Annotated in this window: 23 protein-coding genes, 1 tRNA gene and 1 pseudogene; 12 read left to right on the forward strand and 13 right to left on the reverse strand. The window is 68.3% G+C overall.

Annotation, left to right across the window (positions count from 1 at the left end):
* Positions 1-2: 2 nt before the first annotated feature.
* The 6 genes from I8J32_RS14945 to I8J32_RS14970 all read left to right on the forward strand — a co-directional run bounded on the left by I8J32_RS14945 (position 3) and on the right by I8J32_RS14970 (position 6,201).
* The gene (locus tag I8J32_RS14945; protein ID WP_284691305.1) at positions 3-896 is read left to right on the forward strand and encodes a hydroxymethylglutaryl-CoA lyase; all 894 of its coding nucleotides are present in this window, start codon (positions 3-5) and stop codon (positions 894-896) included.
* Positions 893-3,463 (forward strand): sensor domain-containing protein, encoded by a 2,571-nt coding sequence (locus I8J32_RS14950; protein ID WP_200615907.1) that lies wholly within the window; start codon positions 893-895, stop codon positions 3,461-3,463. The genes I8J32_RS14945 and I8J32_RS14950 overlap by 4 nt, the downstream gene beginning before the upstream one ends.
* Positions 3,463-4,038 carry a GNAT family N-acetyltransferase gene (locus I8J32_RS14955; protein WP_200615908.1) on the forward strand — a complete coding sequence of 192 codons (576 nt, stop codon included), beginning with the start codon at positions 3,463-3,465 and terminating at the stop codon, positions 4,036-4,038. The genes I8J32_RS14950 and I8J32_RS14955 overlap by 1 nt, the downstream gene beginning before the upstream one ends.
* Before the next feature lie 204 nt (positions 4,039-4,242).
* Positions 4,243-5,013, forward strand: coding sequence for an SDR family NAD(P)-dependent oxidoreductase (locus I8J32_RS14960; protein ID WP_200615909.1), 771 nt, complete (start codon positions 4,243-4,245; stop codon positions 5,011-5,013).
* A 145-nt stretch (positions 5,014-5,158) separates the two neighbouring features.
* Positions 5,159-5,725: an elongation factor P-like protein YeiP gene (gene yeiP, locus I8J32_RS14965; RefSeq protein ID WP_200615911.1), complete on the forward strand. Its 567-nt coding sequence runs from the start codon at positions 5,159-5,161 to the stop codon at positions 5,723-5,725.
* 254 nt (positions 5,726-5,979) lie between these two features.
* The gene (locus I8J32_RS14970; RefSeq protein ID WP_207526652.1) at positions 5,980-6,201 is read left to right on the forward strand and encodes a hypothetical protein; all 222 of its coding nucleotides are present in this window, start codon (positions 5,980-5,982) and stop codon (positions 6,199-6,201) included.
* Positions 6,202-6,254: 53 nt separating this feature from the next.
* Here the strand turns inward: I8J32_RS14970 and I8J32_RS14975 are convergent, their stop codons facing one another.
* On the reverse strand, positions 6,255-6,803 hold the full coding sequence (locus tag I8J32_RS14975; RefSeq protein WP_200615914.1) for an NUDIX hydrolase: 549 nt from the start codon (positions 6,801-6,803) through the stop codon (positions 6,255-6,257).
* A 264-nt stretch (positions 6,804-7,067) separates the two neighbouring features.
* Here I8J32_RS14975 and I8J32_RS14980 point away from each other — a divergent pair, with 264 nt between their 5' ends.
* From I8J32_RS14980 to mtnC, 4 genes are all read left to right on the forward strand, one after another.
* Positions 7,068-8,597: an amino acid permease gene (locus tag I8J32_RS14980; protein WP_200615916.1), complete on the forward strand. Its 1,530-nt coding sequence runs from the start codon at positions 7,068-7,070 to the stop codon at positions 8,595-8,597.
* Positions 8,598-8,710: 113 nt separating this feature from the next.
* A complete protein-coding gene (locus I8J32_RS14985) occupies positions 8,711-9,367 on the forward strand; it encodes a methylthioribulose 1-phosphate dehydratase (RefSeq protein WP_200615917.1) in 657 nt (218 codons plus the stop codon).
* Between the two features lie 90 nt (positions 9,368-9,457).
* Positions 9,458-10,015 carry a 1,2-dihydroxy-3-keto-5-methylthiopentene dioxygenase gene (locus I8J32_RS14990; protein WP_200615919.1) on the forward strand — a complete coding sequence of 186 codons (558 nt, stop codon included), beginning with the start codon at positions 9,458-9,460 and terminating at the stop codon, positions 10,013-10,015.
* Positions 10,016-10,035: 20 nt separating this feature from the next.
* Entirely contained in the window at positions 10,036-10,749 is a 714-nt protein-coding gene (gene mtnC / locus I8J32_RS14995) for an acireductone synthase (RefSeq protein ID WP_200615920.1), read from the forward strand.
* A 141-nt stretch (positions 10,750-10,890) separates the two neighbouring features.
* On the opposite strand, the pseudogene I8J32_RS15000 reads toward mtnC, so the two are convergent.
* The 10 genes and pseudogenes from I8J32_RS15000 to I8J32_RS15045 form a co-directional block, all read right to left on the reverse strand.
* Positions 10,891-12,526 (reverse strand): annotated as a pseudogene (locus tag I8J32_RS15000) (calcineurin-like phosphoesterase C-terminal domain-containing protein).
* Between the two features lie 61 nt (positions 12,527-12,587).
* Positions 12,588-13,229, reverse strand: a complete 642-nt coding sequence (gene hisIE / locus I8J32_RS15005) for a bifunctional phosphoribosyl-AMP cyclohydrolase/phosphoribosyl-ATP diphosphatase HisIE (protein WP_200615923.1) — start codon at positions 13,227-13,229, stop codon at positions 12,588-12,590.
* A complete protein-coding gene (hisF, locus tag I8J32_RS15010) occupies positions 13,219-14,070 on the reverse strand; it encodes an imidazole glycerol phosphate synthase subunit HisF (RefSeq protein ID WP_200615924.1) in 852 nt (283 codons plus the stop codon). Before hisF ends, hisIE begins: the two co-directional genes overlap by 11 nt.
* Entirely contained in the window at positions 14,064-14,843 is a 780-nt protein-coding gene (gene hisA / locus I8J32_RS15015; protein ID WP_200616038.1) for a 1-(5-phosphoribosyl)-5-[(5-phosphoribosylamino)methylideneamino]imidazole-4-carboxamide isomerase, read from the reverse strand. Before hisA ends, hisF begins: the two co-directional genes overlap by 7 nt.
* Positions 14,844-14,873: 30 nt before the next feature.
* Positions 14,874-15,473 (reverse strand): imidazole glycerol phosphate synthase subunit HisH, encoded by a 600-nt coding sequence (hisH, locus tag I8J32_RS15020; protein WP_200616039.1) that lies wholly within the window; start codon positions 15,471-15,473, stop codon positions 14,874-14,876.
* Positions 15,470-16,558, reverse strand: coding sequence for a bifunctional histidinol-phosphatase/imidazoleglycerol-phosphate dehydratase HisB (gene hisB, locus I8J32_RS15025; protein WP_200615926.1), 1,089 nt, complete (start codon positions 16,556-16,558; stop codon positions 15,470-15,472). The genes hisH and hisB overlap by 4 nt, the downstream gene beginning before the upstream one ends.
* A complete protein-coding gene (gene hisC, locus I8J32_RS15030; protein ID WP_200615927.1) occupies positions 16,555-17,679 on the reverse strand; it encodes a histidinol-phosphate transaminase in 1,125 nt (374 codons plus the stop codon). Before hisC ends, hisB begins: the two co-directional genes overlap by 4 nt.
* The gene (gene hisD / locus I8J32_RS15035; RefSeq protein ID WP_200615929.1) at positions 17,676-18,977 is read right to left on the reverse strand and encodes a histidinol dehydrogenase; all 1,302 of its coding nucleotides are present in this window, start codon (positions 18,975-18,977) and stop codon (positions 17,676-17,678) included. Before hisD ends, hisC begins: the two co-directional genes overlap by 4 nt.
* A complete protein-coding gene (hisG, locus tag I8J32_RS15040; RefSeq protein WP_200615931.1) occupies positions 18,974-19,885 on the reverse strand; it encodes an ATP phosphoribosyltransferase in 912 nt (303 codons plus the stop codon). Before hisG ends, hisD begins: the two co-directional genes overlap by 4 nt.
* A 9-nt stretch (positions 19,886-19,894) precedes the next feature.
* On the reverse strand, positions 19,895-20,200 hold the full coding sequence (locus I8J32_RS15045) for a YerC/YecD family TrpR-related protein (RefSeq protein WP_207526653.1): 306 nt from the start codon (positions 20,198-20,200) through the stop codon (positions 19,895-19,897).
* 206 nt (positions 20,201-20,406) lie between these two features.
* Here I8J32_RS15045 and I8J32_RS15050 point away from each other — a divergent pair, with 206 nt between their 5' ends.
* Positions 20,407-22,206 carry a sensor domain-containing diguanylate cyclase gene (locus I8J32_RS15050; RefSeq protein ID WP_207526654.1) on the forward strand — a complete coding sequence of 600 codons (1,800 nt, stop codon included), beginning with the start codon at positions 20,407-20,409 and terminating at the stop codon, positions 22,204-22,206.
* Between the two features lie 42 nt (positions 22,207-22,248).
* Here I8J32_RS15050 and I8J32_RS15055 read toward each other — a convergent pair whose 3' ends face one another.
* Both I8J32_RS15055 and hisS read right to left on the reverse strand, forming a co-directional pair.
* Positions 22,249-24,144 carry an HAL/PAL/TAL family ammonia-lyase gene (locus I8J32_RS15055; protein WP_200615935.1) on the reverse strand — a complete coding sequence of 632 codons (1,896 nt, stop codon included), beginning with the start codon at positions 24,142-24,144 and terminating at the stop codon, positions 22,249-22,251.
* Positions 24,141-25,550 carry a histidine--tRNA ligase gene (gene hisS, locus I8J32_RS15060; RefSeq protein ID WP_200615937.1) on the reverse strand — a complete coding sequence of 470 codons (1,410 nt, stop codon included), beginning with the start codon at positions 25,548-25,550 and terminating at the stop codon, positions 24,141-24,143. Before hisS ends, I8J32_RS15055 begins: the two co-directional genes overlap by 4 nt.
* Before the next feature lie 169 nt (positions 25,551-25,719).
* Here hisS and I8J32_RS15065 point away from each other — a divergent pair.
* A tRNA-Pro gene (locus I8J32_RS15065) sits at positions 25,720-25,796 on the forward strand.
* Positions 25,797-25,841: the final 45 nt, after the last annotated feature.

The raw sequence follows: 25,841 nt of genomic DNA on the forward strand, positions 1-25,841 counted from the left end.
CCCTGCCCGCGCACGTGCGCATCGTCGAAGTCGGCCCGCGGGACGGGTTGCAGAACGAAAAGACGCACATCGCCACCGCCGACAAGATTTCGCTGGTCGACCGCCTGTCGGCAACCGGGCTGCGCAGCATCGAGGCCACCAGTTTCGTGAGCCCGAAATGGGTGCCGCAACTGGCCGACGCGGCGGAGGTCTACGCCGGCATCGCCAAGCGGCCCGGTGTGGCCTATCCGGTCCTGGTGCCGAACGAGCAGGGGCTGGATCGCGCCCTTGCGGTGGGCGTGCGCGAAGTGGCGGTATTCACCGCGGCTTCGGAGGCCTTCAACCGGAAGAACATCAATGCCTCAATCGACGAGTCGCTCGCGCGCTTCGCGCCCGTCATGTCACGCGCGCGAGCCGAAGGCGTGAAGGTGCGGGGCTACGTGTCCACGGTCCTGGGCTGCCCCTACCAGGGCGAGGTGCCGGTCGCCGACGTGGTGCGCGTCGCCGCGGCGCTGCACGACATGGGCTGTTACGAAATCTCGCTGGGCGACACCATCGGCGTCGGTACGCCCGGGAAGGCCCGCGCGATGCTGCGGGCCGTCGCGGGCCAAGTGCCCATGCCTGCGTTGGCGGTGCATTTCCACGACACCTACGGACAGGCGCTGTCCAACATCCTGGCCTGCCTCGAAGAGGGCGTGTCCGTGGTCGATTCGGCGGTGTCCGGGGCCGGCGGCTGTCCGTACGCCCGTGGCGCCAGCGGCAACGTGGCCAGCGAGGACGTGGTGTACATGCTGCACGGCCTGGGCATCGATACGGGCATCGACCTGGGCGCGCTCGCCGATACCGGCCGCTGGCTCGCCGGGCTGCTGGGCCGGGAGACCGGCAGCAAGGTCGGCAAGGCACTTTCGGCGACATGAGCCGGAAGGCGCCCCGCTCGTCCGATGTCCCGGCCACCGTGCCGGCGGCCCCCGGCACGCTGGCGGCGCTCGAGCAGGCCTTCGACGACCCTGCCCTGCCTCCCCACCTGCGCCCGCTGCTGCAGCAGGCCTGCGACGTGCTGCGCGACGCCGCCACCACCGCCGACACCGAACGCAACCGCTATCGCGCCGTCTTCGATGCCGTGCCCGACCCGGTCAGCATCATCGACTGGAATGGCACGGTGCTCGACGTCAACAAGGCCGGGATGACCGCCTACCAGCGCACGCGCGAGGAAATCGTCGGCAAGCCCATCGAATTCCTCAACCCCGACCTGCCACGCGACCACCTGCGTCCGGTCTGGGACACGCTCAGCCGCGGCGAAACCTACGTAGTCGAAGTCACCAACATGCGCGCCGACGGCCGGCGTTTCCCGGTGGAGGTGCATTCGGCCGGTTTCGACGACGATGGCCAGACCCGCATCGTCGCCGTCGCCCGCGACCTCAGCGGCCGCCGCATCGCGGAGCTTCGCTATCGCGAGCTGATGGAGACGATCGACAAGGGCATCCTGGTACGCGACGCCGACGGCCGGATCATCCACGCCAATGCAGCCGCGATCCGCCTGTTCGACATCCAGCCCGGCCAGTCGGTCAGCCAGGCACTGGGGCGCGAGCGCTGGCTGATCGTCGACGAACACGGCCGCCAACTGGCCGAACACGAGTACCCCGCACTGCGCGCCCTGCACACCGGCCAGCCCGTCGGCAGCACCGTGCTGGGCTTCTACGACAAGCAGCTGCGCAAGCTGACGTGGTTGACCGTCACCGCCGTGCCGCAGTTCGACTCCGGCGACGACCGCCCCCGCCAGGTGCTGTCGATGTTTTCCGACGTGACCGCGCTCAAGCGCGACAGCGCGCTGTTCGACCGCGCGCAGACGCTCGCCCATATCGGCGGCTGGGAGTGGGACACCGGCCGCAACGCGTTGTATCTCACCGGGGAGGCGCAGCGCATCCTCGGGCAGCATCCGGCGCCAACGACGATCGAGGAACTGCTCGCCTGCCTGCGCGAGCCCGATCGGCGCCGCCTTCGCGTCGCCCTCGATCACGCGATCGAGCACGGCCGTGGCCTGAGCCTGGAAATGCAGGGATGGCAGGCGAGCGGGCGGTTGTTCTGGGTGCGGGTGATCGGCGAAGCCGAGACCGGCGACCCGCTCAGCGCGCACATCACCGGGACGCTGCAGGACATCACCGAGCGCAAGCAGGCCGAGGAAACCCTGCGCGTGCAGGCGCGGACCGATCCGCTGACCGGGCTGCTCAACCGCGACGCAATCCTGGAAGACCTGGAAACCCGCCTGTCGGACGCCTCGTTCGCGCGTGCCGCCGTGCTCTACATCGATCTGGACCGCTTCAAGATCGTCAACGACGTGCTCGGCCACGCCGCGGGCGACCGCCTGCTCTCCGCCGCGGCCCGCCGCATCCAGCGCGCCGTGGGCAGCGAAGGGCTGATCGCCCGCTTTGGCGGCGATGAGTTCCTGGTGATCTGCGGCACCGATGACGAGCCCTCACGGCCCGAACGCCTGGCCGACGCGATCCTGGAAGCGTTCTCCGAGAGTTTCCGGATGGACGGCGAGGAATTCAGCATCACCGCCAGCATCGGCATCGCGCAGTCCCCCATCGATGGACGCCGTGCCCCCCAGCTGATCCAGAACGCCGATGTCGCGATGTACGACAGCAAACGCCGCGGCCGCAACGACTGGCAGGCCTTCACCGCGGAACTGGCCGAGCAGCAGCTGCAGCGCCTCCAACTGGAGACCCACCTGCGCCGCGCGGTGAGCAACGACGAGTTCAACCTGGTCTATCAGCCGCTGGTGCGCCTGGACACAGGGAAGGTCGTCGCCGCCGAAGCGCTGATCCGCTGGAACAACCGGTCACTGGGACAAATGCGTCCGGACCACTTCATCAGCCACGCCGAGACGACGGGGGACATCGTTGGCATCGGCGGATGGGTCCTGCGGCAGGCATGCCGGCAGATGCGCCGCTGGCGCGACCAGGGCCTGCCCCTGGACCGCATCGCGGTCAACGTGTCCTACCGGCAGTTCCTGGGCGAGGATCTGGCCGAACACGTGCGTGCGGCGCTGCACGACTCCGGCCTCTCCGGCGACAGCCTGGAACTGGAATTCACCGAACGGGTGCTGATCGAGGACGCGCCGGACACCGTCCGCACCTTCACCACGCTGCGCGACATGGGCGTGGTGCTGACCATCGACGATTTCGGCGAAGGTTACAGCGCGCTCAACTACCTGCGGCGGCTGCCGATACATGGCCTGAAGCTGAGTCAACTGTTCGTACAGGGCGTGCCGGACCGCAAGTCCGACGTGGCGGTGTGCCAGGCCGTGACCGGCATCGCGCGCAGCCTGGGCCTGAGCCTGGTGGCCGAGGGCATCGAGACCCAGTTGCAACGTCGCTTCCTGCTGGAAATGGGCGTGACCATCGGCCAGGGCTTCCTGTTCTCGCCGGGTATCGCGCCAGAGGATCTCAAGTCGCATTACCTGCCTCCCGAGGAGACCCCGTGATGGCCCCCACCTGGCGCATCCGCCCGATCGAACCACGCGACGAGCCAGCGATGGCGGCCATCATCCGCAGCGTGATGCCCGAATTCGGGGCGGGCGGGGACGGCTTCGCGATCAATGACCCGGAAGTGGACTGGATGCACCGCGCCTATTCGCAACCGCGCAGCGCCTATTTCGTGGTCGAGCTCGACAGCCGGGTGATGGGCGGCGGTGGCGTGGCCCGGCTGGAAGGTGGCGACGAGGACACCTGCGAACTGCGCAAGATGTATTTCATGCCGGCGGTCCGTGGCCAGGGCGCCGGCAGCGCGATGCTCAAGCGCTGCCTGGATGCCGCGCGCGGATTCGGCTTCAAACGCTGCTACCTGGAAACGCTGTCGGGCATGCACAGCGCCATCCGCCTCTACGAGCGCGCCGGCTTCCGGAAGATCCGCGAACCCATGGGCGCCACCGGCCATGGCGGGTGCAACACCTTCTATCTGCTGGACCTGCAGCCGCCCGCGCGGCCGACGCAGCAGGAATGGGAGCGCAGCTTCGACGCCGAGGCGCGCGGATTGGGGAAGCCGGCCGGCCAGACGTAGGGCGGCTCCGCAGGAGGATCGGTTTGGCCCGGGACGCTTGAGGGGCTCCAGGCTCGCGATTGCGGCGGCCTCCCTGCGGTCGGAGCTCCCCCAGACTTCCCCGCCTGGAACCTTCACCGCCCTGGAAGCCCGGCATCATGGCCCCCAGCCCTCGACTGGGTCGGGCGGTTAAACTCCCGCCTTTCATTCCGCAGGACTTCCCCCATGCAGCTCAACACCGTCCGCGCCGTGATCACCGGCGGCGTTTCCGGCCTCGGCCTGGCCGTGGCCCAGCACCTGGTCGCCCACGGTGGCAAAGTCGCCCTGTTCGATGTCAATGACGACAAGGGCGCGGCCGCCGTCGCGGCGCTGGGCGAGGCCAATGCCCGCTACATCCGCACCGATGTCACCAACGAGGCGGGGGTTGTGGCCAGCATGGACGCCGCCAAGGCGTTCCTGGGCGGGCTGAATGCCGCGATCAACTGCGCGGGCATCCTTGGCGCTGGCCGCGTGCTGGGCAAGGAAGGCCCGATGGCGTTGTCGCAGTTCCAGACGACGGTGATGGTGAACCTGGTGGGCAGCTTCAATATCGCCAAGGCGGCCGCCCAGCTGATGCAGGGCAATGAGGCCGGCGCCGATGGCGAGCGTGGCGTGATCGTGAACACCGCTTCGGTGGCTGCCTACGAAGGCCAGATCGGCCAGGCCGCGTATTCGGCTTCCAAAGGTGGCGTGGTCGGCATGACCTTGCCGATGGCGCGCGAACTTTCGCGCTTCGGCATCCGCGTGATGACTGTGGCCCCGGGAATCTTCTGGACGCCGATGGTCGACGGCATGCCCGAGTCGGTGCAGCAGTCGCTGGCCGCTTCGATCCCGTTCCCGTCACGCCTGGGCAAGCCCGAGGAGTTCGCCGATCTGGTCGCCTATATCCTGGGCAACACGTACCTCAACGGCGAAACGATCCGCCTGGACGGGGCGACGCGGCTGGCGCCGAAGTAACGCCGCCGGCACGGACCGGAATCAAGGCGGGAACAGTTCGCGGGGCAATCCGCGATTCCTTCCTGCCTGGAGCGATCATCCCCGGCCCGCCCACCACCACCCTTCCCATTCCCGCACCAATATTTCTTCCTGCCCTCGAACAATCATGAAAGCCTACGACATCAAGAAGGGTAACGTCGTCGAACACAACAACGGCGTCTACCAGATCCGCGACATCGAGCGCAGCTCGCCGCAGGGCCGCGGTGGCAACGTCAAGTTCCGTTTCACCATGTACAGCGTGCCCGGCGGTACGAAGCTGGACCTGAGCATGGGCGCGGAAGACGAGCTCAAGGAAGTCGAGCTCAGCCGCCGCCAGGCCACGTTCTCGTACAAGGACGGCGAGGCCTTCGTGTTCCTCGACGACGAGGACTACACGCCCTACACGCTCGACGCCGCCGTGGTGGGCGACATGGCCGGCTACATCGTCGACGATCTCACCGGCTGCTACGTGCAGATCATCGATGACCAGCCGGTGGCCGTGCAGCTGCCGCAGAACGTCGCGATCGAAGTGGTCGAAACTCCGCCGGAACTCAAGGGCGGCACGGCGACCAAGCGCCCGAAGCCGGCGAAGCTGTCGACCGGCATCGAGATCATGGTCCCCGAGTACATCGGCAACGGCGAGAAGGTGCTGGTCAACACGGCCACCGGCGAGTTCGCCGGCCGCGCGGACTGACGACGATGCGAAGCGTGCACGCGGTCGCTGCCCGGCACGGCGCCCGCACGCGCGTGCCGACTCCGCGCAGGTGGCGCGGGGCGATCCTGGCGGCCGTGCTGGCGTTGCTTGCGTCGGGTTGTGCGAGTTCGCCGGCCACGGTGTCTTCGGCCCCGCCCCCGGCCGCCTCGCCCGTGGCTGCAGCCTGCGACCCGCCTGTCGGGCCGGTCGTGCGGCCGACGTGGTGCGCACTTCCCGCCGACGTGCGCGCATTCGTGGACGACCGCGACGGCTGTGACCACTTCCGCGGCGAGCCCTCGCCCGAGGGAAATACCGCCGACGATCGCGAGCGCCGACAGCAGCTTGTCGACGCCGTACGCCGTCTGTGCGCGGGGACGGACCGTCGGCTCGAGGCACTGCTGGAACTGCACCGGGACAATGCGGACGCGATGCGCGTGCTCGCGACCTACGAGCGGAATATCGAAGCCGGACCATAGTCGAGCGGCCCGAACGACCATGCGCGCGGCGGCCGCCGCACCTTGCAAAGCGATCAGACGTCCGATGGCTCCGCCGCGCGACGCTGTAGCCATTTGCGCGCCATCCGCCGCAGCGATGGGTCCGCCGCGTCGTCTTCAGCAATCGCGTCGATGTCGCGCCACGCCAGGTCGTGCGACTCCTCACTGACCACGAACCGTTCATCGTCACCGGCGTGCACGACATAGCGCACGTCGTAGTGCCAGTGGCCGGCCACGTCGCCGCGCTCGGGGATCCAGTGCCGGTCTAGGTCGAAGACGCGGTCCTCCACGCACAGGCCCTGCAGGCCCGATTCCTCCTCCGCCTCACGCAGCGCGACGCGCGCCAGGTCACGGTCACCGTCGGCATGGCCTCCCAGTTGCAGCCAGCGGTCAAGCTTGCGGTGGTGGGTGAGCAGGACGCGCTTACCCGAAGCGTCTACCAGCCACGACGAGGCGGTCAAATGCCCGGCCACCCGCTCACGGACGAAGGGATCGCCCGGGTCTCCAAGCAAAGCAAGAAACTGATCGGCCACGGAACGCTCGTCCTGCCAGACGGCGGCGTACTGCTGCAATGCACCAATCATGGAGTTCGAGTCTTCGGGGGAGGATGAAGAAGTTGGCATTCCGGCGATCGTGCTGTCCCGCACTGGCACTGAGGGTGGCTTGGGATCCCTCGCCGGCGATCCACGCGCCTGGGCGACTTGTATGCCGCCGGCCGGCCAGCTAAGGTCACGAGATCTTAACGCAGGCTCGACGCGGGACCGCCGTTTCCGGCGCCCGGCCGGGGCAGGCACAACACAGAGCGAGGATGCATGGCAAGTACCGCAAATCGAGGGCTGGTCGCACGCATGTTGGCACGCAAGAGCGTGGCACAGGTGCAGCATGAAACCGAAACCAGCCAACTCAAGCGGACGCTGGGTCCCTGGAACCTCGTCTTTCTCGGCATCGGCTGCATCATCGGCGCGGGCATCTTCGTGCGGACCGGCAACGCGGCCGCGCTGCATGCAGGCCCCGCCGTCCTGCTGTCGTTCCTGATCGCCGGCGTCGTGTGTGCCCTCGCCGGCCTGTGCTACGCGGAATTGTCCTCGTCGCTGCCGGTGTCCGGCTCGGCCTACACCTACAGCTACACCACCATCGGCGAGTTCGCCGCCTGGATCATGGGCGCGCTGCTGCTGCTCGAATACGGCCTCGCCGCCTCCGTCGTCGCGGTAGGTTGGTCCGGCTACGTCGTGAGCCTGCTTGGCGACTGGGGCATCCAGGTTCCCCTCGAACTGACCGGACCGGCCGGCCACGCCCTGATGCGAGACGGCAAGGCCGTTCTCGACGCGGCCGGCAACCCGGTCACCACGATCTTCAATCTTCCGGCGTTCCTGATCTGCATGGCGCTCACCGCTCTGCTGGTGATCGGTGTGTCGGAAAGCGCGAAGGTCAACAACGTGATCGTGGCCATCAAGATGGCCGTGATCATCGCCTTCATCCTGATCGTCGGCTGGTACTGCATCCAGCACTTCGACACCCTTTCCGCCAACTGGAAGCCGTTCATCCCGGAACCGACCGGCGAGAAGGGCGAGTTCGGCTGGAGCGGCATCCTGCGCGCGGCTTCGATCGTGTTCTTCGCCTACATCGGCTTCGAGGCCGTGTCGACTGCCGGCCAGGAAGCAAAGAACCCCAAGCGCGACCTGCCCTTCGGCATCATTGGCTCGCTGCTGGTCTGCACGATCCTGTACATCCTGGTCTCGATCGTGATGACCCTGATCGTCAACTACAAGTCGCTGAACGTGCCCGACCCGGTCGCAGTGGCCGTGGACGCGCTCGGTCCGCAGTGGGGCTGGTTCGCCAAGACGATCAAGATCGGCGCGATTGTCGGCCTGACCTCGGTCATCCTGGTGCTGATGTACGGCCAGACCCGCATCTTCTACACGATGGCCCGCGACGGCCTGCTGCCGAAGGTGTTCGCCACGATCCATCCGAAGTTCAAGACCCCTTGGGTCAACACGCTGCTGGTCGGCCTGATCACCGCGAGCGCCGGCGCGTTCTTCGATATCAACACCCTCGGCGACATGACCTCGGTCGGCACCCTGGCCGCGTTCGGCATCGTCTGCCTGGCGGTCATCTGGCTTCGCCGCACCCACCCGGACCTGCCGCGTGGCTTCCGCGTACCGATGTACCCGGTGCTTCCGGCGCTGGGCATCGTGGCCTGCTTCGCCCTGATCTTCACCGTCGAGACGCGCGTGCTGATCTTCTTCGGCTGGTATGCAATCGCGGCCATCATCCTGTACTTCCTCTACGGCATGCATAACTCGATGCTGCACAAGGGCGTGACGAGCAACGCCCCGCACGACCTGCCGGCCTACAAGGAAGACGCCCCCGGCGCCTGACCTGGCCAAACGCTGGAACCGGAACGGCGCGGGCAACCGCGCCGTTCTGCGTTTGGGTGTCCAACCGCCCCGCTTCACTCTCCACCACGGCCCCGTTTGGCTAAACTGCCGCCATGAGCGCGCCCCCCTACGACCCCAACCGCCTGGCCCACTGCGCCGGCGAGATCATCGTCAACACCCGCGAGCTGGCCGAGCGCGGCTGGACGCCGGCCACCAGCAGCAATTTCTCGACCCGGATCGACGCCGGGCACGTGGCCATCACCGTCTCCGGCCGCGACAAGGGCAAGCTGACCGAAGGCGACATCATGGTGGTCGACCTGGAGGGCGCGCCGGTGGGCACCGACCAGAAGTCCTCCGCCGAAACCCTGCTCCACACCCAGTTGTACAAGCGGTACCCCGATATCGGCTGCGTGTTGCACACGCACTCCCTGGTGCAGACCGTGGCCTCGCGCCTGTTTGCCGGCATGGGCCACGTGCATCTGGAAGGTTACGAACTACTGAAGGCCTTCGTCGGCACCACGACGCACGATGTCGAGCTCGACGTGCCGGTCTTTGCCAATACCCAGGACATGCGGACACTCGCCGCGCAGGTCGACGCCCTGCTCGACCGCCAGCCGATGTGGGGTTACCTGATCGACGGTCACGGCCTGTACGCCTGGGGCGCGGACATGGCGCAGGCACGCCGCCACCTGGAGGCCTTCGAGTTCCTGCTCGCCTGCGAGCTGGAACTGCGCAAGCTGATTCCGCACGCCAAGCTGCCCCAGAACTGAGCGGGCAGCGTAGCTGCGCCGCTCCGTACCCAATGGGCGCGTGATCCGCCTCTGATCCGCTGCCCCCGCGTCGCCAATGGAAGTCCCGTCATGAGCCGCCTCAGAATTTTCTCCGAAGACAACCCCAGCGACGTGCTGCTCAGCACGAGCGAGCACTCGCGCATGGCGCAGGAACTCGAGCGGATCGGTGTGGGCTTCGAGCAATGGACCGCGAGCAAGCCGATCGTGCCGGGCGACACGCCCGAGCACATCATGGAGGCCTACCGCGCCGACATCGACCGGATCAGCCAGGCGCGCGGCTTCAAGACCGTGGACGTGGTCAGCATCGCGCCGGACCATCCGGAGCGCGAGACGATGCGCGCCAAGTTCCTGGACGAGCACTACCACAAGGAAGACGAGGTGCGTTTCTTCGTCGCCGGCTCGGGCCTGTTCACGCTGCACGTCGAGGGCAAGGTGTACGAACTCAAGTGCGAACAGGGCGACCTGGTGTCGGTGCCCGACAGCACGCTCCACTGGTTCGACATGGGCCCGGAACCCAGCTTCGTCGCCATCCGCTTCTTCACCGAACCCGATGGCTGGGTGGGCTACTTCACCGGCACCGACATTGCGCAGATGTTCCCACGTTACGAACCCGGCGCCGCCGGCTGATCGCAGGAAATACTTCCCACATGGCCACCACGCCCGCGCCGATCACCGCCATCCTGACCGACATCGAGGGCACGACCAGCAGCATTTCCTTCGTCAAGGACGAGTTGTTTCCCTACGCGCGCCGCGCGCTCCCGGGCTTCGTGGCCGCCCATGCCAACGAGCCGGAAGTTCGGCGCTGGCTTGACGTGGTGGCCGCGGAAAACGGCGGGATGTGCGACGACCGCATGGTCGTGGAGGTCCTGCAGGGCTGGATCGACGAGGACCGCAAGCACACGGCCCTGAAGGCGCTGCAGGGCATGATCTGGGCGGACGGTTACCGCAACGCAGACTTCACCGCGCACATCTATCCCGACGCCGCCCCTGCACTGCGCGCCTGGAAGGACGCCGGATTGCCGCTGTACGTGTATTCCTCCGGCAGCGTGCCGGCCCAGCGGTTGTTCTTCGGCCACAGCGACGCGGGCGACCTGATTCCGCTGTTCTCGGGCTGGTTCGATACCGAGGTGGGCGGCAAGCGCGAGGCGGCGAGTTACCGGCATATCGCCGGCGCGATCGGCCAGCCTCCGGAGAACATCCTGTTCCTCTCCGACGTGGTGGAGGAACTCGACGCAGCGCGCGAGGCCGGCCTGCAGACCGTGCTGGTCGACCGGCGCCAGGACTATCCGCGTCCGCGCAACACTGCCGCCGCCAACGGGCACAGTCGCGTCGAGTCCTTCGCGGACCTGGACGTCGCCTGACGATCCGGCCTGATTGCACCAGGCCGGTGCGATCCGCCACCGACGCGAGCACATTTGACGGCCCCGCCCGGCCGGGCCTGCACTGACGCCTCGCGTTGCGCGTTCAGCGGGAGACGTGCGACATCCGCCCCGCCTGGGACTTCAGGGCACTGAATCGAGCCGGTACGTCCAGGACGCGTGCTCCGCCGGCCGCCGCGCGTTGATTCCGGAGGCGCGCACGTCCACCCGGTGTTCACCCGCAGCCAGGTCGGTCGGCAGCGTCGCGCGCCATAGATGCTGTGACGCGGTCGCCTCAGGCGCGCGATCGAACGCGCGCAGCTTCGGCGCGGCATCATCCAACATGTTCTGGGCCGTTACCCGCGGGTCCGCCTGCACGGCGCGCGACATCGCCTTCCACGCGCCCTCGTCGATGCGGTACTCGACCTGAGCATCGTCCCGGGCCATGTAGACGTTCGCGTACACGGCTTGGCCCGGCCATGCGCCGCGGCGCAGCACGCGGGGGGCGTGCAGCGCCATCCCCTCATCGTCCGCCGCCCGGGCCACGAACCAGTCCAGCGTGTACTGTCCGGCCCCGCCAACCTGCAGGCGCGCATAGCCGTTGGGTGTGCCATCGCTCATCGTCGTATCGGGGATGCCGGCGGCGTCGGCCACACCGGACCAGAAGGCACCGCAGGCTGCGCCGACGTTGTACTCATGCAGGGGCGTCGCACCGTGCCAGCCGCTGTCAGGACCGTGGAACACATGGCGCTGCGCGTGGCTGTGGCCGCTGAGCAGCAGCACATGCGGAAAATCGCGCAGCAGTGCGAACAGGCGATCGCGGTCGGCATGGCGGAAGGTCTCGCGTCCGGGCGCCGCGTCGAAGAACGGGATGTGGACGCCGATCACCAGCAGCCGGTCGCGCGGCACGGTCGGCAGATAGGCCTGGAGGAAGGCGAACTGGTCATCGCGCAGCCCGCCGATGTACGCGGGGGTGCTGCCCGGCTGATAGACCACGTCGTCCAGCAGGACAAAGCTCGCCTGTTCCTCTTCCCACGCGAAGGTATCCGGGCCGAAGTGGTGACGGAAAGTGCGCAGCGAGTCCGCGTCCCGGGCCGCGTCGAAATCCAGGTCGTGGTTGCCCGCGACGTGGAGCCATGGGACCTGCGTGCGCACGGTGGCGGCGGTGAGCGCCGGATAGAGCGACAGGTCGTCGTTGACGATGTCACCCAGGCTCAGCCCCAGGTCCGCGCGTCCATCACGGGCCTGGCGGTCGACGACGTCCCTGGACGATGTCGCGGTCGTAGTAGTCCACGTCCACGCGCGACTTGGGCTGCGGGTCGGTGAACACCCATACACGCAGTGCCTCGCGCGCCGGCCGCGGCACCAGGCCGAAGTCGTGGCACGCGGGAAATCGTTCGGGAATCCCGCCGTACCTGAGCGCCGGCCCCGGCTGCAGCTGCACGTTGTGCCAATGGTCCGGGGTGCCGTCGGTGCGGCGCGGCACGTCGTATCCCGCAGGCTTGATCACGAAGGTGCTGCGGCCTTCCGGGTTCGACAGCACGTACCGGCCCTGTGCGTCGGTGATCACGATCTCGACCCCATCGGAGACGCGCATGCCCGGCAAGGGCGCCTCTCCGGCATCGGGCTGGCCGTTGCCATTGGCATCGGCGTATACCAGTCCGCCGTAGCAAGGCGGGGGCATCGCCGCAGCGGGGGCGCACCACCCGAGTGCCGTGATCAGGATGGACGCGCAGGCATTTCGCAACGGACGTGGACGCGTGGAGTTCGGCGATGGCATCGGCATGCAGGCTCCGGTGAGCGGGACGTGCCGATTATTGCAGCCCCGCCTACCGTAGCGCTCAACCGGCGTGGCGCCTGCGCAGCGTGTGAACGACGTCGTCCAGGGCCAGGCCCCGGGCCTGCAGCAGGACCAGGACGTGATAAAGCAGGTCGGCCGCCTCGCCAGTGAGGGCCTCAGCGTCCTGCGCGACCGCGGCCAGCGCGGTCTCCACGCCTTCCTCGCCCACCTTCTGCGCAATGGCGCGCACGCCGGCATCGAACAGCCGGGTCGTGTAGCTGCCCGCGGGCCGGTCGCGACCTCGCGCAGCGACCAGCGCATCAAGCTCGGCAAGGAAATTTCCGGGTGCGGCGTCGAAGCAACTGACGCGCCCCAGGTGGCAGGTCGGTCCGACCGGTCGCGCCAGGACCAGCAGCGTGTCCCTGTCGCAATCGGTGCGAAGGTCCACGATCTGGAGTGTGTGGCCGGACGTCTCGCCCTTGGTCCACAGCCGTTGGCGGCTGCGGCTGTAGAACGTGACCTGACCCTGCTCGAGCGTCACCCGCAAAGCCTGGCGGTCCATGTAGCCGAGCATCAGGACACGCAACGTGCCGGCGTCCTGCACGATCGCGGGCAGCAGGCCGGCCTGTTTGTCCCAGGCCAGGTCATCGATGTCCGCAACGGCCAGCGCGGACTGGAACGGTGCGAGCAGGTCAGGCGACATCGTCGATCTCCAAGCTTGCGGCCTGATCCGCCAGACCCGGGGCGACGCGCATCGGGACGCCCCGCACATGCAGGAAGGCTTTCAACTCAGGGATCCTCAACGCGCCGGAATGAAACACGCTGGCCGCGAGCGCGCCATCGACGTCGGCTCCCCCGCGGTCGGAACCATCGGCCGCAGCTGGCAGGAATACCTGCAGGAAGTGTTCGAACGTTCCGGCTCCACCGGAGGCCACCAGCGGCACCGCACACACTTTGCGGACGGCTCGCAGCTGCGTCAGATCGTAGCCCTCGCGCACGCCATCGCTGCCCATGCAATTGAGCACGATCTCCCCGGCGCCCAGCGCCTGGACGCGTTCCACCCAATCCAGCGTGCGCCAGGCCAGGGCCTGGGTGCGCGTGGGATCGCCGGTGTACTGCCGCACCCGCCACTCCCCGTCGGCATCGCGCAGGCTGTCGATCCCCACCACCACGCACTGCACGCCGAACGCGCGGGCGAGTTCGGAGATCAACGCCGGCCGCTCCAGCGCGGGCGAATTGACGGATACCTTGTCGGCGCCGGCATGCAGAACAGCGCGGGCATCCTCGACGCTGCGGATGCCGCCCGCCACGCAGAACGGGATGTCGAGCACACGCGCCACCCGTTCGACCCAGGCCAGATCCACGCTACGTGCTTCTGGGCTGGCGGTGATGTCGTAGAAGACCAGTTCGTCGGCGCCCGCATCGCGGTATGCCAGCGCGCGTTCCACCACGTCGCCCACGTCGATATGGTCGCGGAAGCGCACCCCCTTCACGACGCGACCCTCGCGCACGTCCAGGCAGGGAATGATGCGGCGGCTCAGCACGGGCGGCCCACGGGTGCAACCTCAAGGGCGAGTGCGTCGACGAGGTCGAAGCGTGCGTCCAGTAGAGCCTTGCCCAGCACTGCGCCGGCGCACCCAGCTCCGCGCGCGGCGGCGATGTCGGCCAGATCGCGAACGCCGCCGGAGGCCTGCAGCTCCAGGTGCGGTGCGCACGCGCGGATGCGCCGGTACAGGTCGAGATTGGGCCCCGACAGCATGCCGTCCCGCTCTATGTCCGTGCACAGCAGGTGCCGCAGCCCGCCGTCGGCGAACCGGTCGAGCACGTCCTCGAGCAGTTGCGCGCCCTGCTCCGTCCACCCCGCGGTCGGCAGGCGCCATTCGCCGTCCGCGCAACGCCGTGCATCGAGCGCTACCGTGATCCGATGGGCGCCATACCGCGTCAACCAGCCCAGGACCCGGTCGGGCTCGCGAACCGCGAGCGAACCGATGACCACCCGCTCGGCTCCGGCCTGCAGCAGCGCGTCGATGTCGGCCTGGCTGCGAACGCCACCGCCTGTCTGCACCTGCAGCGAGGTTTGTCGGCGGATCTCACGCAGCAACGAACCCAAGGTGTATCCGCCTTGACGCGCCGCATCCAGGTCGACCAGGTGCAGCCAGCGGGCGCCCGCCCGCGCATGTCGCCGGGCGAGCTCCAGGGGCGCCTCGTCGTAGCGCGTCTCGCAGTCGTAGTCGCCCTGCCGCAGTCGGACGACGCGGCCGTTGCGTACATCGATGGCCGGATACACCGCGAATCCTTGCGATGACGTCCCGTGCAGGCCGCGGTCGGGCCGGGTGATGGCGTCCACTCAGTACAGGTCCTTGAGGAAGTTCGCCAGCAGCCTGGCGCCGGTTGACGCCGAGCGCTCCGGATGGAACTGCGCACCCCAGCAGCGGCCATGCCGCACCACAGCCGCAAACGGCTCGCCGTGCGCGCTTGTGGCCACTGTGTCGGCCGTGACGGGCGCCGCGTAGCTGTGGACGAAATAGGCCTGCTCGCCGGCACCGATGCCGCCGAGCAATGGATCGTCGCGGCATGGGTGCAGCGTGTTCCAGCCCATGTGGGGAACGCGCACGCCCGGCTGCGCGCCAAGTCGGCGGACCCGGCCGGCGATACGGCCCAGGCAGGCGACATCGCCCTCCTCCGACGAATCGAACAATAGCTGCATGCCCAGGCAGATCCCCAGCAGGGGTTGCTCGAGGGCCCGTACCGCCTCGACCAGGCCCAGCTCGCGCAACCGGGACATGCCCACGTCGGCAGCACCGACACCCGGCAGGATTACGCGGTCGGCCGCCGCGATGCGCTCAGCGTCGCCACTGCAGGTCACCTGCGCACCCAGGCGCTCCAGCGCGTAACGCACCGACCCGAGGTTGGCGCCGCCGGCGTCGATCAGCACCACGTCCATCAGCTGTCTTCCATCTGCAGGACGCCCTTGGTGCTGGGCAGCTGTGTGTCCGCGCGGGCCATGGCCGCGCGCAGCGCGCGGCCCAGTGCCTTGAAGCAAGCCTCGATCTGGTGGTGATCGTTGGCGCCGGTCACGCTCAGGTGCAGGTTGATTCCGGCCGACTCGCACAGCGAACGGAAGAAATGCGGCACCAGCTCGGTCGGCAGATCGCCGACCTTCTCACGGCGGAACCGCCCCTCGAACACGAAGCACGGGCGCCCGGAGAAATCGACGGTGGCGCTGGCGAGCGACTCGTCCATGGGCAGCGAGAAGCCGTAACGCCCGATGCCGCGCTTGTCGCCCAGGGCCTTGCGCAGGGCCTGCCCCAGGGCCAGCGCGCTGTCCTCGACGGTGTGGTGCTCGTCGATGTGCAGGTCGCCCGCACAGGTCAGCTCCAGGGCGAAGCCGCCGTGCTTTCCCAGTTGTTCCAGCATGTGGTCGAAGAACCCCAGGCCCGTCCGCACCTTCGGCGGCGCGGCGCTGTCCAAGTCCACGCAGACCCGCACGCGGGTCTCCAGGGTGGCGCGCTCGACCGTCGCCGTGCGCGGCGCATCGCACAACTCATGGGCGATCGACAGCCAGTTCCACGTGCCACCGAACTGCGGCGTGCACAGCTGGAACCCGCGCACCCCCAGATTTTCGGCGAACTGCATGTCGGTCGGGCGGTCGCCGACCATCGCGCTGCGGTGGAGGTCGATACGGCGGTCGCGAAGGTAGTGCTGCACCAGGCCGATTGCCGGCTTGCGCGTGGGCGACGCGTCGGCCGGCAGGCTGGTGTCGATCAGGATTTCGCGAAATACGATGCCCTGGCTTTCGAACACCTGCAGCATCAGCGCCTGCGGGGCTTCGAATTCCTCGCGCGGAAAGGCCGGGGTGCCCATGCCGTCCTGGTTCGTCACCATCACGAACTCGAAACCGGCATCACGCAGGCGCAGCAATGCGGGGATGACGTCGGGCACGAAACGGAGCTTGTCGAGGCGGTCGATCTGGAAGTCGGCGGGTTCCTCGATGAGGGTACCGTCGCGGTCGACGAAAACGATGGCGGTCACGCGAGCACCCGATCGCGCGGGTCGGCTTGCGGGGGCGCGACCCGGGCCAGGCCCGCCGATGCGCCAAGCGCCGCCAGCACGGCGTCGTTCTGGTCCGGCGTGCCGATACTGATGCGCAGGGCGTCGCCCAGGCCGGGCACCGAGCGCATGTCGCGAACCACGATGCCGGCAGCCAGCAGCCGTTCGTAAGCGTCTTGCGCCTGTTCGAAGCGGACCAGCAGGAAATTCGCACGGGAGCGGTAAACCCGGCGAATGCCAGTCAGGGCCGTGAAGGCGGCCTGCAGGCGGTCGCGTTCCTCCACGGCCCGTTCGACGCGTTCGCGCGTTGCCGCGCGCGCGGATGACTCCAGCGCAGCCAAGGCCATCTCGACGCAGGGCTGAGGCAGCGGGTATGGCGCCTGGCAACGCCGCAGCGCGGCGATCAGCATGGCGTCGGCAACCACGCAGCCGATCCGCGCCCCGGCCAATGCGTGGGCCTTGGACAACGTGCGAAGCACGGCGATGTTGTGGTGGGCATCGAGCAGAGCCACCGCCGAGTCGGACTGGGCGAACTCGATGTACGCCTCATCAACCACGACCACGCCGGTGCCACGAAGGCGCTGCGCGAGCGCGGCGATGGCGGGGAGTGGTAGCAGGTTGCCACCCGGGTTGCCGGGAGAACACAGGAAAACGAGCCGTGCCTGTTCTCGCTGGGCCACCGCGGCAACCGTGTCGAAATCGCAGGCGTGCCCGCCGGGCCCGTCGACCAGCGGCACGTCGACCAGGCGCGTGCCGTGCAGGCGCGCGCAGACTGCGTACATGCCGAATGTGGGCGTGGTGATCACGGCGCAACCCGCGCCCGGCGGACACAGCGCGCGAAGCAGCAGGTCGATGGCCTCGTCGCTGCCGCGGCCCGCCAGCAGCTGGTCGTCGCGACATCCGTACAGGCGGGCCAGCGCCGAGCGCAGGCCAGGCGGCTGGGGATCGGGATAGCGCCGCAACCCCTGCGTGCCCTCGGCTGTGCCTGGCTGTGGGGACTCGTTGGCGTTGAGCCAGATCGATCCTTCGCACTCATCGGAACGGGCGGAACGGTATCCACCGAAGTCGCGCAGGTCCTCGCGCAGCAGGGAGAGGATGCTCATGCTTCCAACGCCTCCAGGCGGAGCGCGACGGCGCTTCGGTGCGCATCCAGGCCTTCCGCGCGCGCCAGCTCCACCGCGCACGGACCGATCGCGGCGAGGCCCTCCCGGCGCACTTCCTGCACGGTGATTGCGGTCTGGAAGCTCGCCACGCTCAGGCCGCTGCACCAGCGAGCGGCACCGCCGGTCGGCAGCACATGGTTGGTGCCGCTGCAGTAGTCGCCCAACGCCTCCGGGGCCCAGTCGCCCAGGAAAACCGAACCGGCACTGGTCACCGATTCCAACCAGTGGCGCGGTTCCCGCAGTGCCAGGATCAGATGCTCGGGAGCGTAGTCGTTGCTGATTGCGAAAGCCTCGTCCAGCGTGTCGACCAGGATCAGCGTGGAAGCAGCCAATGCGCGCCGGGCGATGTCTTCCCGCGGCAGGCGCGCGAGCTGCAGTTCGATCTGCGTGGCCACCGCGGCCATCAGCGACGCATCGGTGGAGATGAGCACCACCTGCGAGTCGGCGCCGTGCTCGGCCTGCGACAGCAGGTCGGCCGCCACGAAGGTGGGGTTGGCGCCCGCGTCTGCGATCACCATCACTTCCGATGGGCCGGCCGGCATGTCGATGCCGGCGCACGGGTCGCTCATCGACACCTGGCGCTTGGCCTCGGTGACGTAGCTGTTGCCGGGGCCGAACAACTTGTCGCAGCGGGGCACGCTGTCGGTGCCGAAGGCCATCGCGGCGATCGCCTGCGCGCCACCGAGCTTGAAGACGCGGCGCACCCCGCAACGTAGCGCGGCGAACAGCACCGCCGGGTCGGCCGTCCCATCGCGGCGGGGCGGCGTGCACAGCACCACGTCGGGACAACCCGCCAGGCGCGCGGGGATGGCGAGCATGAGGGCGGTGGATGGCAGCGGCGCGGAGCCCGCGGGCACATACAGGCCGACGCCTCGGATGGGCCGATGCACACGTTCGCAGCGCACGCCATCAGCCGTTGCGATCGAATAGGGTTGGGCCAGGCCGGCAGCGTGAAAGATTTCGATCCGCTGCGCGGCGGCGTCGATGGCCTCGCGCAGAGCGGCCGGAACGGCAGCCGACGCGGCGGCGAATTCGTCCTCGCCCACCTGCAACGTCTGCGGGCGAACGCCGTCGAACTGCTCGCACAACGCCAGCAGGGCCTCGTCGCCGCCCGCCCGCACCTGGGCCACGATGCGTTGCACCGCGGCGCGGACCTGCGGCGCGGTGGCCTGGGTGGGACGTCGCAGGACGGCAGCGCGTTCCCGCGCACCCAGGGCCTTCCAGGTGACCTGCCTCATGCCAGCATCCCTTCGACGGGCAACACCATCAGTCCGCGCGCTCCAGCGCGGCGCAGGTCTTCCAGCCGTTGCCAGGTGAGCGCACCGTGGCACAGCGCCTGCAGTGCAAGACGATCCTCGCCATCGACCTGCATCACCGTGGGTGCGTCGGCGTCGGGCAGCAAGGGCAGCAACTGCGGCAGCAGCTGACGCGTGGCCTGGAACATCAGCAGCTTGCTGTGGCGGATGCGGGTGGCGCCGTCCAGCCGCCGCAGCAGCAACTGGGCCAGCTCTCCGCGCACGTCATCCAGATCCGCGGCGGGACCGGCCAGCACGGCTTCGCTCTCCAGCAAGGTCAACACCGGCTTGAGCTGATTGGCCGCCAGGGTCGTTCCGCTGGAGACGAGGTCGCAGACCGCATCGGCTTGTCCCAGCCGCGGAGCGATCTCGACCGAACCCGAAAGCACGACCACTCGCGCTTCAACGCAGTTGTCCGCCAGCCAGCGGGTGAGCAGTTGCGGGTAACTGGTGGCGATCCGTCGGCCAGCCAGCTGGGACGGCTCGTGCCACGCCCAACCTTCAGGCACGGCCAGGGCGAGCCGGCACGCCCCGAAACCAAGTGGACGCCATTCGCGCAGTCGGGCGCCGCGGCCCGCGGCCTGGGCATCGAGGTCCTGCTCGACAAGCACGTTGCGGCCGACGATGCCCAGATCGCAGACACCTTCGGCGATCAGGCCCGGGATGTCGTCGTCGCGGACCAGCAGCAGGTCGACAGGCAGCGTTTCGCCGTAGCAGAACAGGCGGTCGCGGCTCTCTCGCCAGCTCAGGCCGCAGGAAGCCAGCAGCGAACGTGCCGGTTCAGCCAGCCGGCCGGATTTCTGGATGGCGATGCGAAGCCGGTCGCGCGCGGCCGGGGTGGTAGGGCTCATGGCAGGGCCTCAGCGGGACGCGCGGCGCTTGAGCGCGGCGGAATAGCCACCGGCGCCGCGCTCCACGGTGCGGGCGACGCGGCCGATGGTGGTCACGCTGACCAGCGTCCGGTCGTGGATCTCGCGATAAGGCACGCCCTGCTCCAGCAAGGGCACGACCTTCCAGCGATCGCTCATCGCCTCCAGCTCGGCCGGCGTGCACAGGTCCTCCAGGAAAGCGCGCAACTGCGCGACGCTGCCCAGTCGCAGCATCGCCGCAGCGAGCTCGTCGAGGCTGTCCTCGCCTTCTTCTGGGTCGGTGGGCCGGCGCTTCATCTTGATCCAATGTATTAACGTGCTAATACATTATTGAAGAGCCTGGAACAGGTGTCAACCCGGCCGACGGGCCGCGGGCCATTCCCCCCCCGCAAGGCCAGCCGCCCGCAGCCGTGAAGTACACTTCCGGCCTTGCACCATTTGGCCGTTCCGCTGCGGCATTTGAGAGATCGGGACTGGGAATGGGGACCTGGAAAACATGGTGGATGGCCGGGCTCGCCTGCCTGCTGCTGGCGGTATTGCCCGCGCACGCCCAGTCCACGGTCGAACTGGGCGACGGCATCAGCCGGGTCGACCTGTCCAGCCAACTGCGCTACTACCAGGACACCACGGGCACGCAATCGCTAGACACGATCGCGCACCGGCTCGCGCAGGGAGAATTCGTCCCCCTCCCGCAGGGCAATTCGGCGCTGGGCTTCCAGGACGGCGCGTTCTGGTTCCACGTCCGCATCCTCAACCGATCCACCGACCAGCTGCGTTGGCTGCTCGTGCAGGAGTACGCGCTGAGCGACCAGCTCGACGTATACGCTCACCATGCCGACGGCCGTTCGTTCCACTGGCGCGGCGGGGATGCCCTGCCCTTCGAACTGGGCCGCAGCATCCGGTTCCGCCATCCAAACTTCTGGCTCGACCTGCCGCGCGACCAACCCGTCGATGTGTTCGTCCGCGTGCGCAGCGAAAGCTCGATGCAGGTGCCGCTGATGCTGTACACCCCGACGGCCTTCACCGAACACGCGCGCGATGCGCAGCTGGGCATGGGGATCTACTACGGCATCCTGCTGGCGCTGTTTTTCTACAACATGGTGCTGTGGCTGACGCTGCGCGATGCCAGCTACTTCTGGTACCTGTTGCATATCGGCGCGTTCGGCCTGGTGCTGTTCACGCTGGGGGGCATGGGCTTCGAATACCTGTGGCCGAATTCGCCCTGGCTTGCGGAGAAATCCGTGCCGCTTTCGATCTGCCTGGCGCAGATCGGCATGCAGCAGTTCACCCGCACGTTCCTGGGATTGCGCGAACGCTGGCGTTGGGCCGACCGGGTGAGCCTGGGCGTCATCGCCTTCTACCTGCTGCTGGCGGTGGCGGCGACGCAGCTGCCCTACCGGATCTCCACCCAGATCGCATCGGCATCGGTGTTCCTGAGCATCACCTGGGTCGCCTTCACCGGCGCGATGATCGTCCGTCGCGGCTACAAGCCGGCGATCATCTTCCTGGCGGCGTGGGCCACCTTCCTTCTGGGCACCGCGCTGTTCACCGCGGTCGCCTTCGGGCTGGTGCCCAAGATGTTCATCACCGAGTACGGCAAGGAGATCGGCTCGGCGCTGGAGATGCTGCTGCTGTCGATCGGCCTGGGCTACCGCTACGCGGCGCTGCGCAATGAGAATGAACGAATCGTGCGCGAGGCGCGCGACCAGCTTGAACAGAAGGTCGATCAACGCACGTCCGAACTGAGCAATGCCCTGAGCCAACTGGCCGAGGCGCACGGGCGCCTGCGCGAGTCCAGCCAGCGCGACGGCCTGACCGGACTGCACAACCGCACCTATTTCCGCGAGGGTTTCGAGAGCCTGCTGTCGCAGGCGCGCAGCGGCCGGCAGCTGTCGCTGCTGATGATCGACCTGGACCACTTCAAGCAGATCAACGACCGCCATGGCCATCTGGCCGGTGACGAGTGCCTGCGCTGGGCGGCGCGCGTGATCGGCCAGACCCTGCGGCCGCACAATGCCCTGCTGGCACGTTTCGGGGGCGAGGAATTCGTCGTCGCCCTGCCCGGCATGGACCTGGTCACCGCTGCCACGGTCGCCGAGGAACTGCGCCAGCACCTGCGTGACGAACCCTTCTTCGTCCAGGGGCAGCGCATCGCGATCACTGCCAGCTTCGGCGTGCACGCGGTGGACACGCAGATGAGAGGCGGCGTCGAGGCGGCACTGCAGGTGGCTGACGAAGCGCTCTATCGCGCCAAGGCCGACGGACGCGACTGCGTCCGCACCTCGGCGGTGCTGGCGGCCTGAGCCAATGCCGCGGCGGGCCGCCGCGGCGCTTCGACTGTTCGCCTAGTCCTGGAGGCCCAGCGAGGCGCCCAGGATCACGCCCTCGCGAACGAGCTCGACCATGATCGCCACCTCTCCATCGAGGGCGCGGTCGCGGTCCAGGAATGCCACGCGCCGGCGTATCGCCGCATGCGCACGTGCCACGGACTCGCCAGGATGGAAGGCCTCGGCTTCCGCCAGCTCCACCCGCAGGCGTTCGACCTCGGCCAGGAATCCCTCGCGCTCGTCGCTGTCCGGCAGAGGCGCGCCGCTGATCTTCGCCGCCAGCCCGACGGCATCGGTTCGCTTCGCCAGGGCACGCGCGGCGTTGATCATGTCGCGCCGCAGGTCAAGCGCCTGGGCGGCGGTGTACAGCTCCAGCGCCAGCACCTTGCCCAGGTCCGAAGCCATCGCCAGCACGTGGCGGGCCTCGTTCGCGCCCATGGACACATGGTCCTCGGCGTTGGCGCTGGTCGGGATCGAGTACACCGACGCGGGCATCGCGCGGCTGGCCAGATCGTTGACGATGGCCGCCGCGGTGTACTGCACGATCATGTGACCCGACTCGGTGCCGTCTTCGTTGCCGATCAGGAACCCGGGCAGGCCATCGTTGGTGGCGCTGTCGACCAGCTTGTTCAGGCGCCTTTCGGAAATGCTGGCCAGCACCGGGATGGCAGCCTTCACGTAGCTCATCGCCAGCGCCAGCGGCATGCCGTGAAAGTGGCCGGCGGAGATGACCTGCTGCTCGACGTGGTCGGCCTGCGCATCCGGGAACACGATCGGATTGTCGGTCAGCGAATTGAGTTCGATATCCAGGACGCGTGCAGCCTGCGCCAGGGCGTCGCGCACGGCACCGTGGACCTGCGGGACGCAGCGCAACGAGTAGCTGTCCTGGGGCTGGTGCTTCTTGCCCCCGCGGAACGGACGGAAGCGCTGGTAGAACTTCTCCCGGCCGTGGCGCTGGTTGAAAGGCACCCAGTCCCAACCAATGTCGAACCGAAGCGCCTGCGACTGCGCGTCTTCCCAGCTGCCCGGCTGCCACGAACGGAACCGCGGCACCAGGTGGTAGGCGATGTCGCACAACGTGGAACCCTGCAGCAGCTGCCGCAGGTTGGCCGCGGTCTGGACCTGGCCCGGGTGGGGGCGCAAGGCATGGACTTCCTCGGCGAATGCGCCCAGCCGGCCGGCAAACGCGTCGAGCGTCATGGCGGCAGCCAGGTCGGCGGTGTCCACGAGCGATTCCAGCTGCGCCAGGGCGAGCACGCCGGTGGCGAGCATCTGCGCGGTGCCGTTGTTGAGCGCCAGGCCTTCCTTGTAGGAAAGGGTCACCGGCGCCAGTCCCGCGCGTGCCAGCGCCTGCGCGCCCTGCAGTCGTTCGCCCTTGTAGAAGGCCTCGCCTCCACCGAGCAGGACGATGGCCAGGTGGGACAGCGGCGCCAAATCGCCCGAGGCGCCGACCGAGCCCAGCTGCGGCACGACCGGTACGACGCCGGCGTTGAGCATGCGGGTCAGCGCCTGGAGGATTTCCACGCGGATTCCCGAATGGCCGCGCATCAGGGTGTTGATCCGGATGCACAGCATCGCGCGCACGACATCCTGCGCGAACGGTTCACCCACGCACACGGCGTGGGTGACGATAAGGTTGCGCTGCAGCTCCTCCGGCAGCGAGTCCTGCGCCGGCTGCGCACCGGGCAGCTGATCGCGCAGCCGGTGCGCGCCCAGCAGCTTGTCGGCGTTGCTGCCGAAGCCGGTATTCACGCCGTAGATCGGCTCCTCGCGGCGCGCCTGCTCGGCGAGGAAATCCGCCGCACGCTGCACCGCCGGCAACTGGTGCGCGGCGAGTTCGACCGTGGCGCCGTGCGCCACGGCCACCAGCTGCGCCCGCGTCAGCGAGCGGCCATCCAGGGTGATCGACTTCATGCCCGTGCGTCCTTCTGCGCCTGGGCCTGGGCGAGCTCCACCCGCAACGCGCCCGCCAGTTCGGCCCGTGCGATGGTGAACTGGTCTTCCCGCAGCATGTCCTTCACCGTCACCGTCCCCTTTGCGATCTCATCCTCGCCCAGCACCACGACGAAGCGGATGCCGGCGCGGTTGGCGTACTTGAACTGCTTGGCGAGCTTGCCGGGCTCCATCACCGCTTCGGTGTTGAACCCGGCCCGGCGCAGGTCCGAAGCGACGGCCAGGCAATGCGGCAGGTGGGCGGCATCCATCTGCGTCACCAGCACCTGGACGGAGCTGCCGGCGGCCTGGACGAGGCCCGCCTTCTGCAACTGGAAGAACAGGCGGGTCAGTCCGATTGAAATGCCCACACCGGGCAGCTTCGACTTGGTGTACTGGCTGGCCAGGTTGTCGTAGCGACCGCCCGAGCAGATCGAGCCCAGCTGCGGATAAGCATCCAGCGTCGTCTCGTAGACCGTACCGGTGTAGTAGTCCAGGCCGCGCGCGATCGAGAAGTTGAGCGCGTAGCCGGACTCGGGCACGCCCATCGCGCGCACCAGGTCCAGCACTTCGCGAAGTTCGGCGACGCCCTGCGCGAGCGCGTCGTTCGCCCCGTCCCGCGCCAGTGCATCGAGGGCCTCCAGCGCCTGCGCGTGCGTGGCAGAACGGAATTTCACGAACTGCATGATGCGGTCGACCGCGTCGGCCGCCAGGCCGAAGCCCTCGCCGGTCAGGGTCTGGCGCACGTGCTCCTCGCCGCGTTTGTCGAGTTTGTCGACCTCGCGCAGGACCAGGGCCTGCAGCTCGTCGTCAGCCACGCCCTGGGCCTCGAAGAAGCCGCGCATCAGCTTGCGGTTGTTGAGCTGGATGGTGAAGGCGCCGATGTCGAGCTCGGAGAACACGGCGTGGATCACCGCCGGGATCTCGGCGTCGAAACGCACGCTCAGCGCATCCTTGCCTATCACGTCGATGTCGCACTGGTAGAACTCGCGATAGCGACCAGCCTGGTTCTTCTCGCCGCGATACACCCGCTGCATCTGGTAACGGCGGAATGGGAAGGCGAGTTCGTGTTCGTGTTCGGCCACATAGCGGGCCAGGGGCACGGTGAGGTCGAAGCGCAGCGCCAGTTCAGGCAAACCCTCCCCTGCCCCGCCCTCGGCGCTGGCCTTGCCCAGCGCGCCGGTGGACTGGACGAAATAGACCTGCCGCTCGGTCTCGCCACCGGACTTGGTCAGCAGGACCTCGGACAACTCCATGACCGGGGTTTCCACCGGCAGGAAGCCAAACCGTTCGTAATTGCGTCGGATCACGTCCAGCATGCGCTGGAAGGCGATCTGGTCAGGGGGCAGCAGCTCCATGACCCCGGGTGGGGTGCGTGGCTTGATCAAGCGGGTGCTCCGGATCTGGGGGAGGGATTCCGGGCGGCCCGGAATCCGCGCAGGCGCGCGAAGCGCACAGTTTAACTGGGGCGCGCGGCGGCGGCCCGCGCATTCGCGGACCGCGCGAAATCCTCTTGCCCATGCCAGGCCGCCCCGCTAGAATGCCGGGCTCCGCTGTCGGGGTGTAGCTCAGTCTGGTAGAGCGCTACGTTCGGGACGTAGAGGTCGCAGGTTCGAATCCTGTCTCCCCGACCAATCGGAACACGGAAAAAGCCGGCCTCGCGCCGGCTTTCCTGTTTC

This window comes from Lysobacter solisilvae (genome assembly GCF_016613535.2).
GTDB lineage: Bacteria > Pseudomonadota > Gammaproteobacteria > Xanthomonadales > Xanthomonadaceae > Agrilutibacter > Agrilutibacter solisilvae.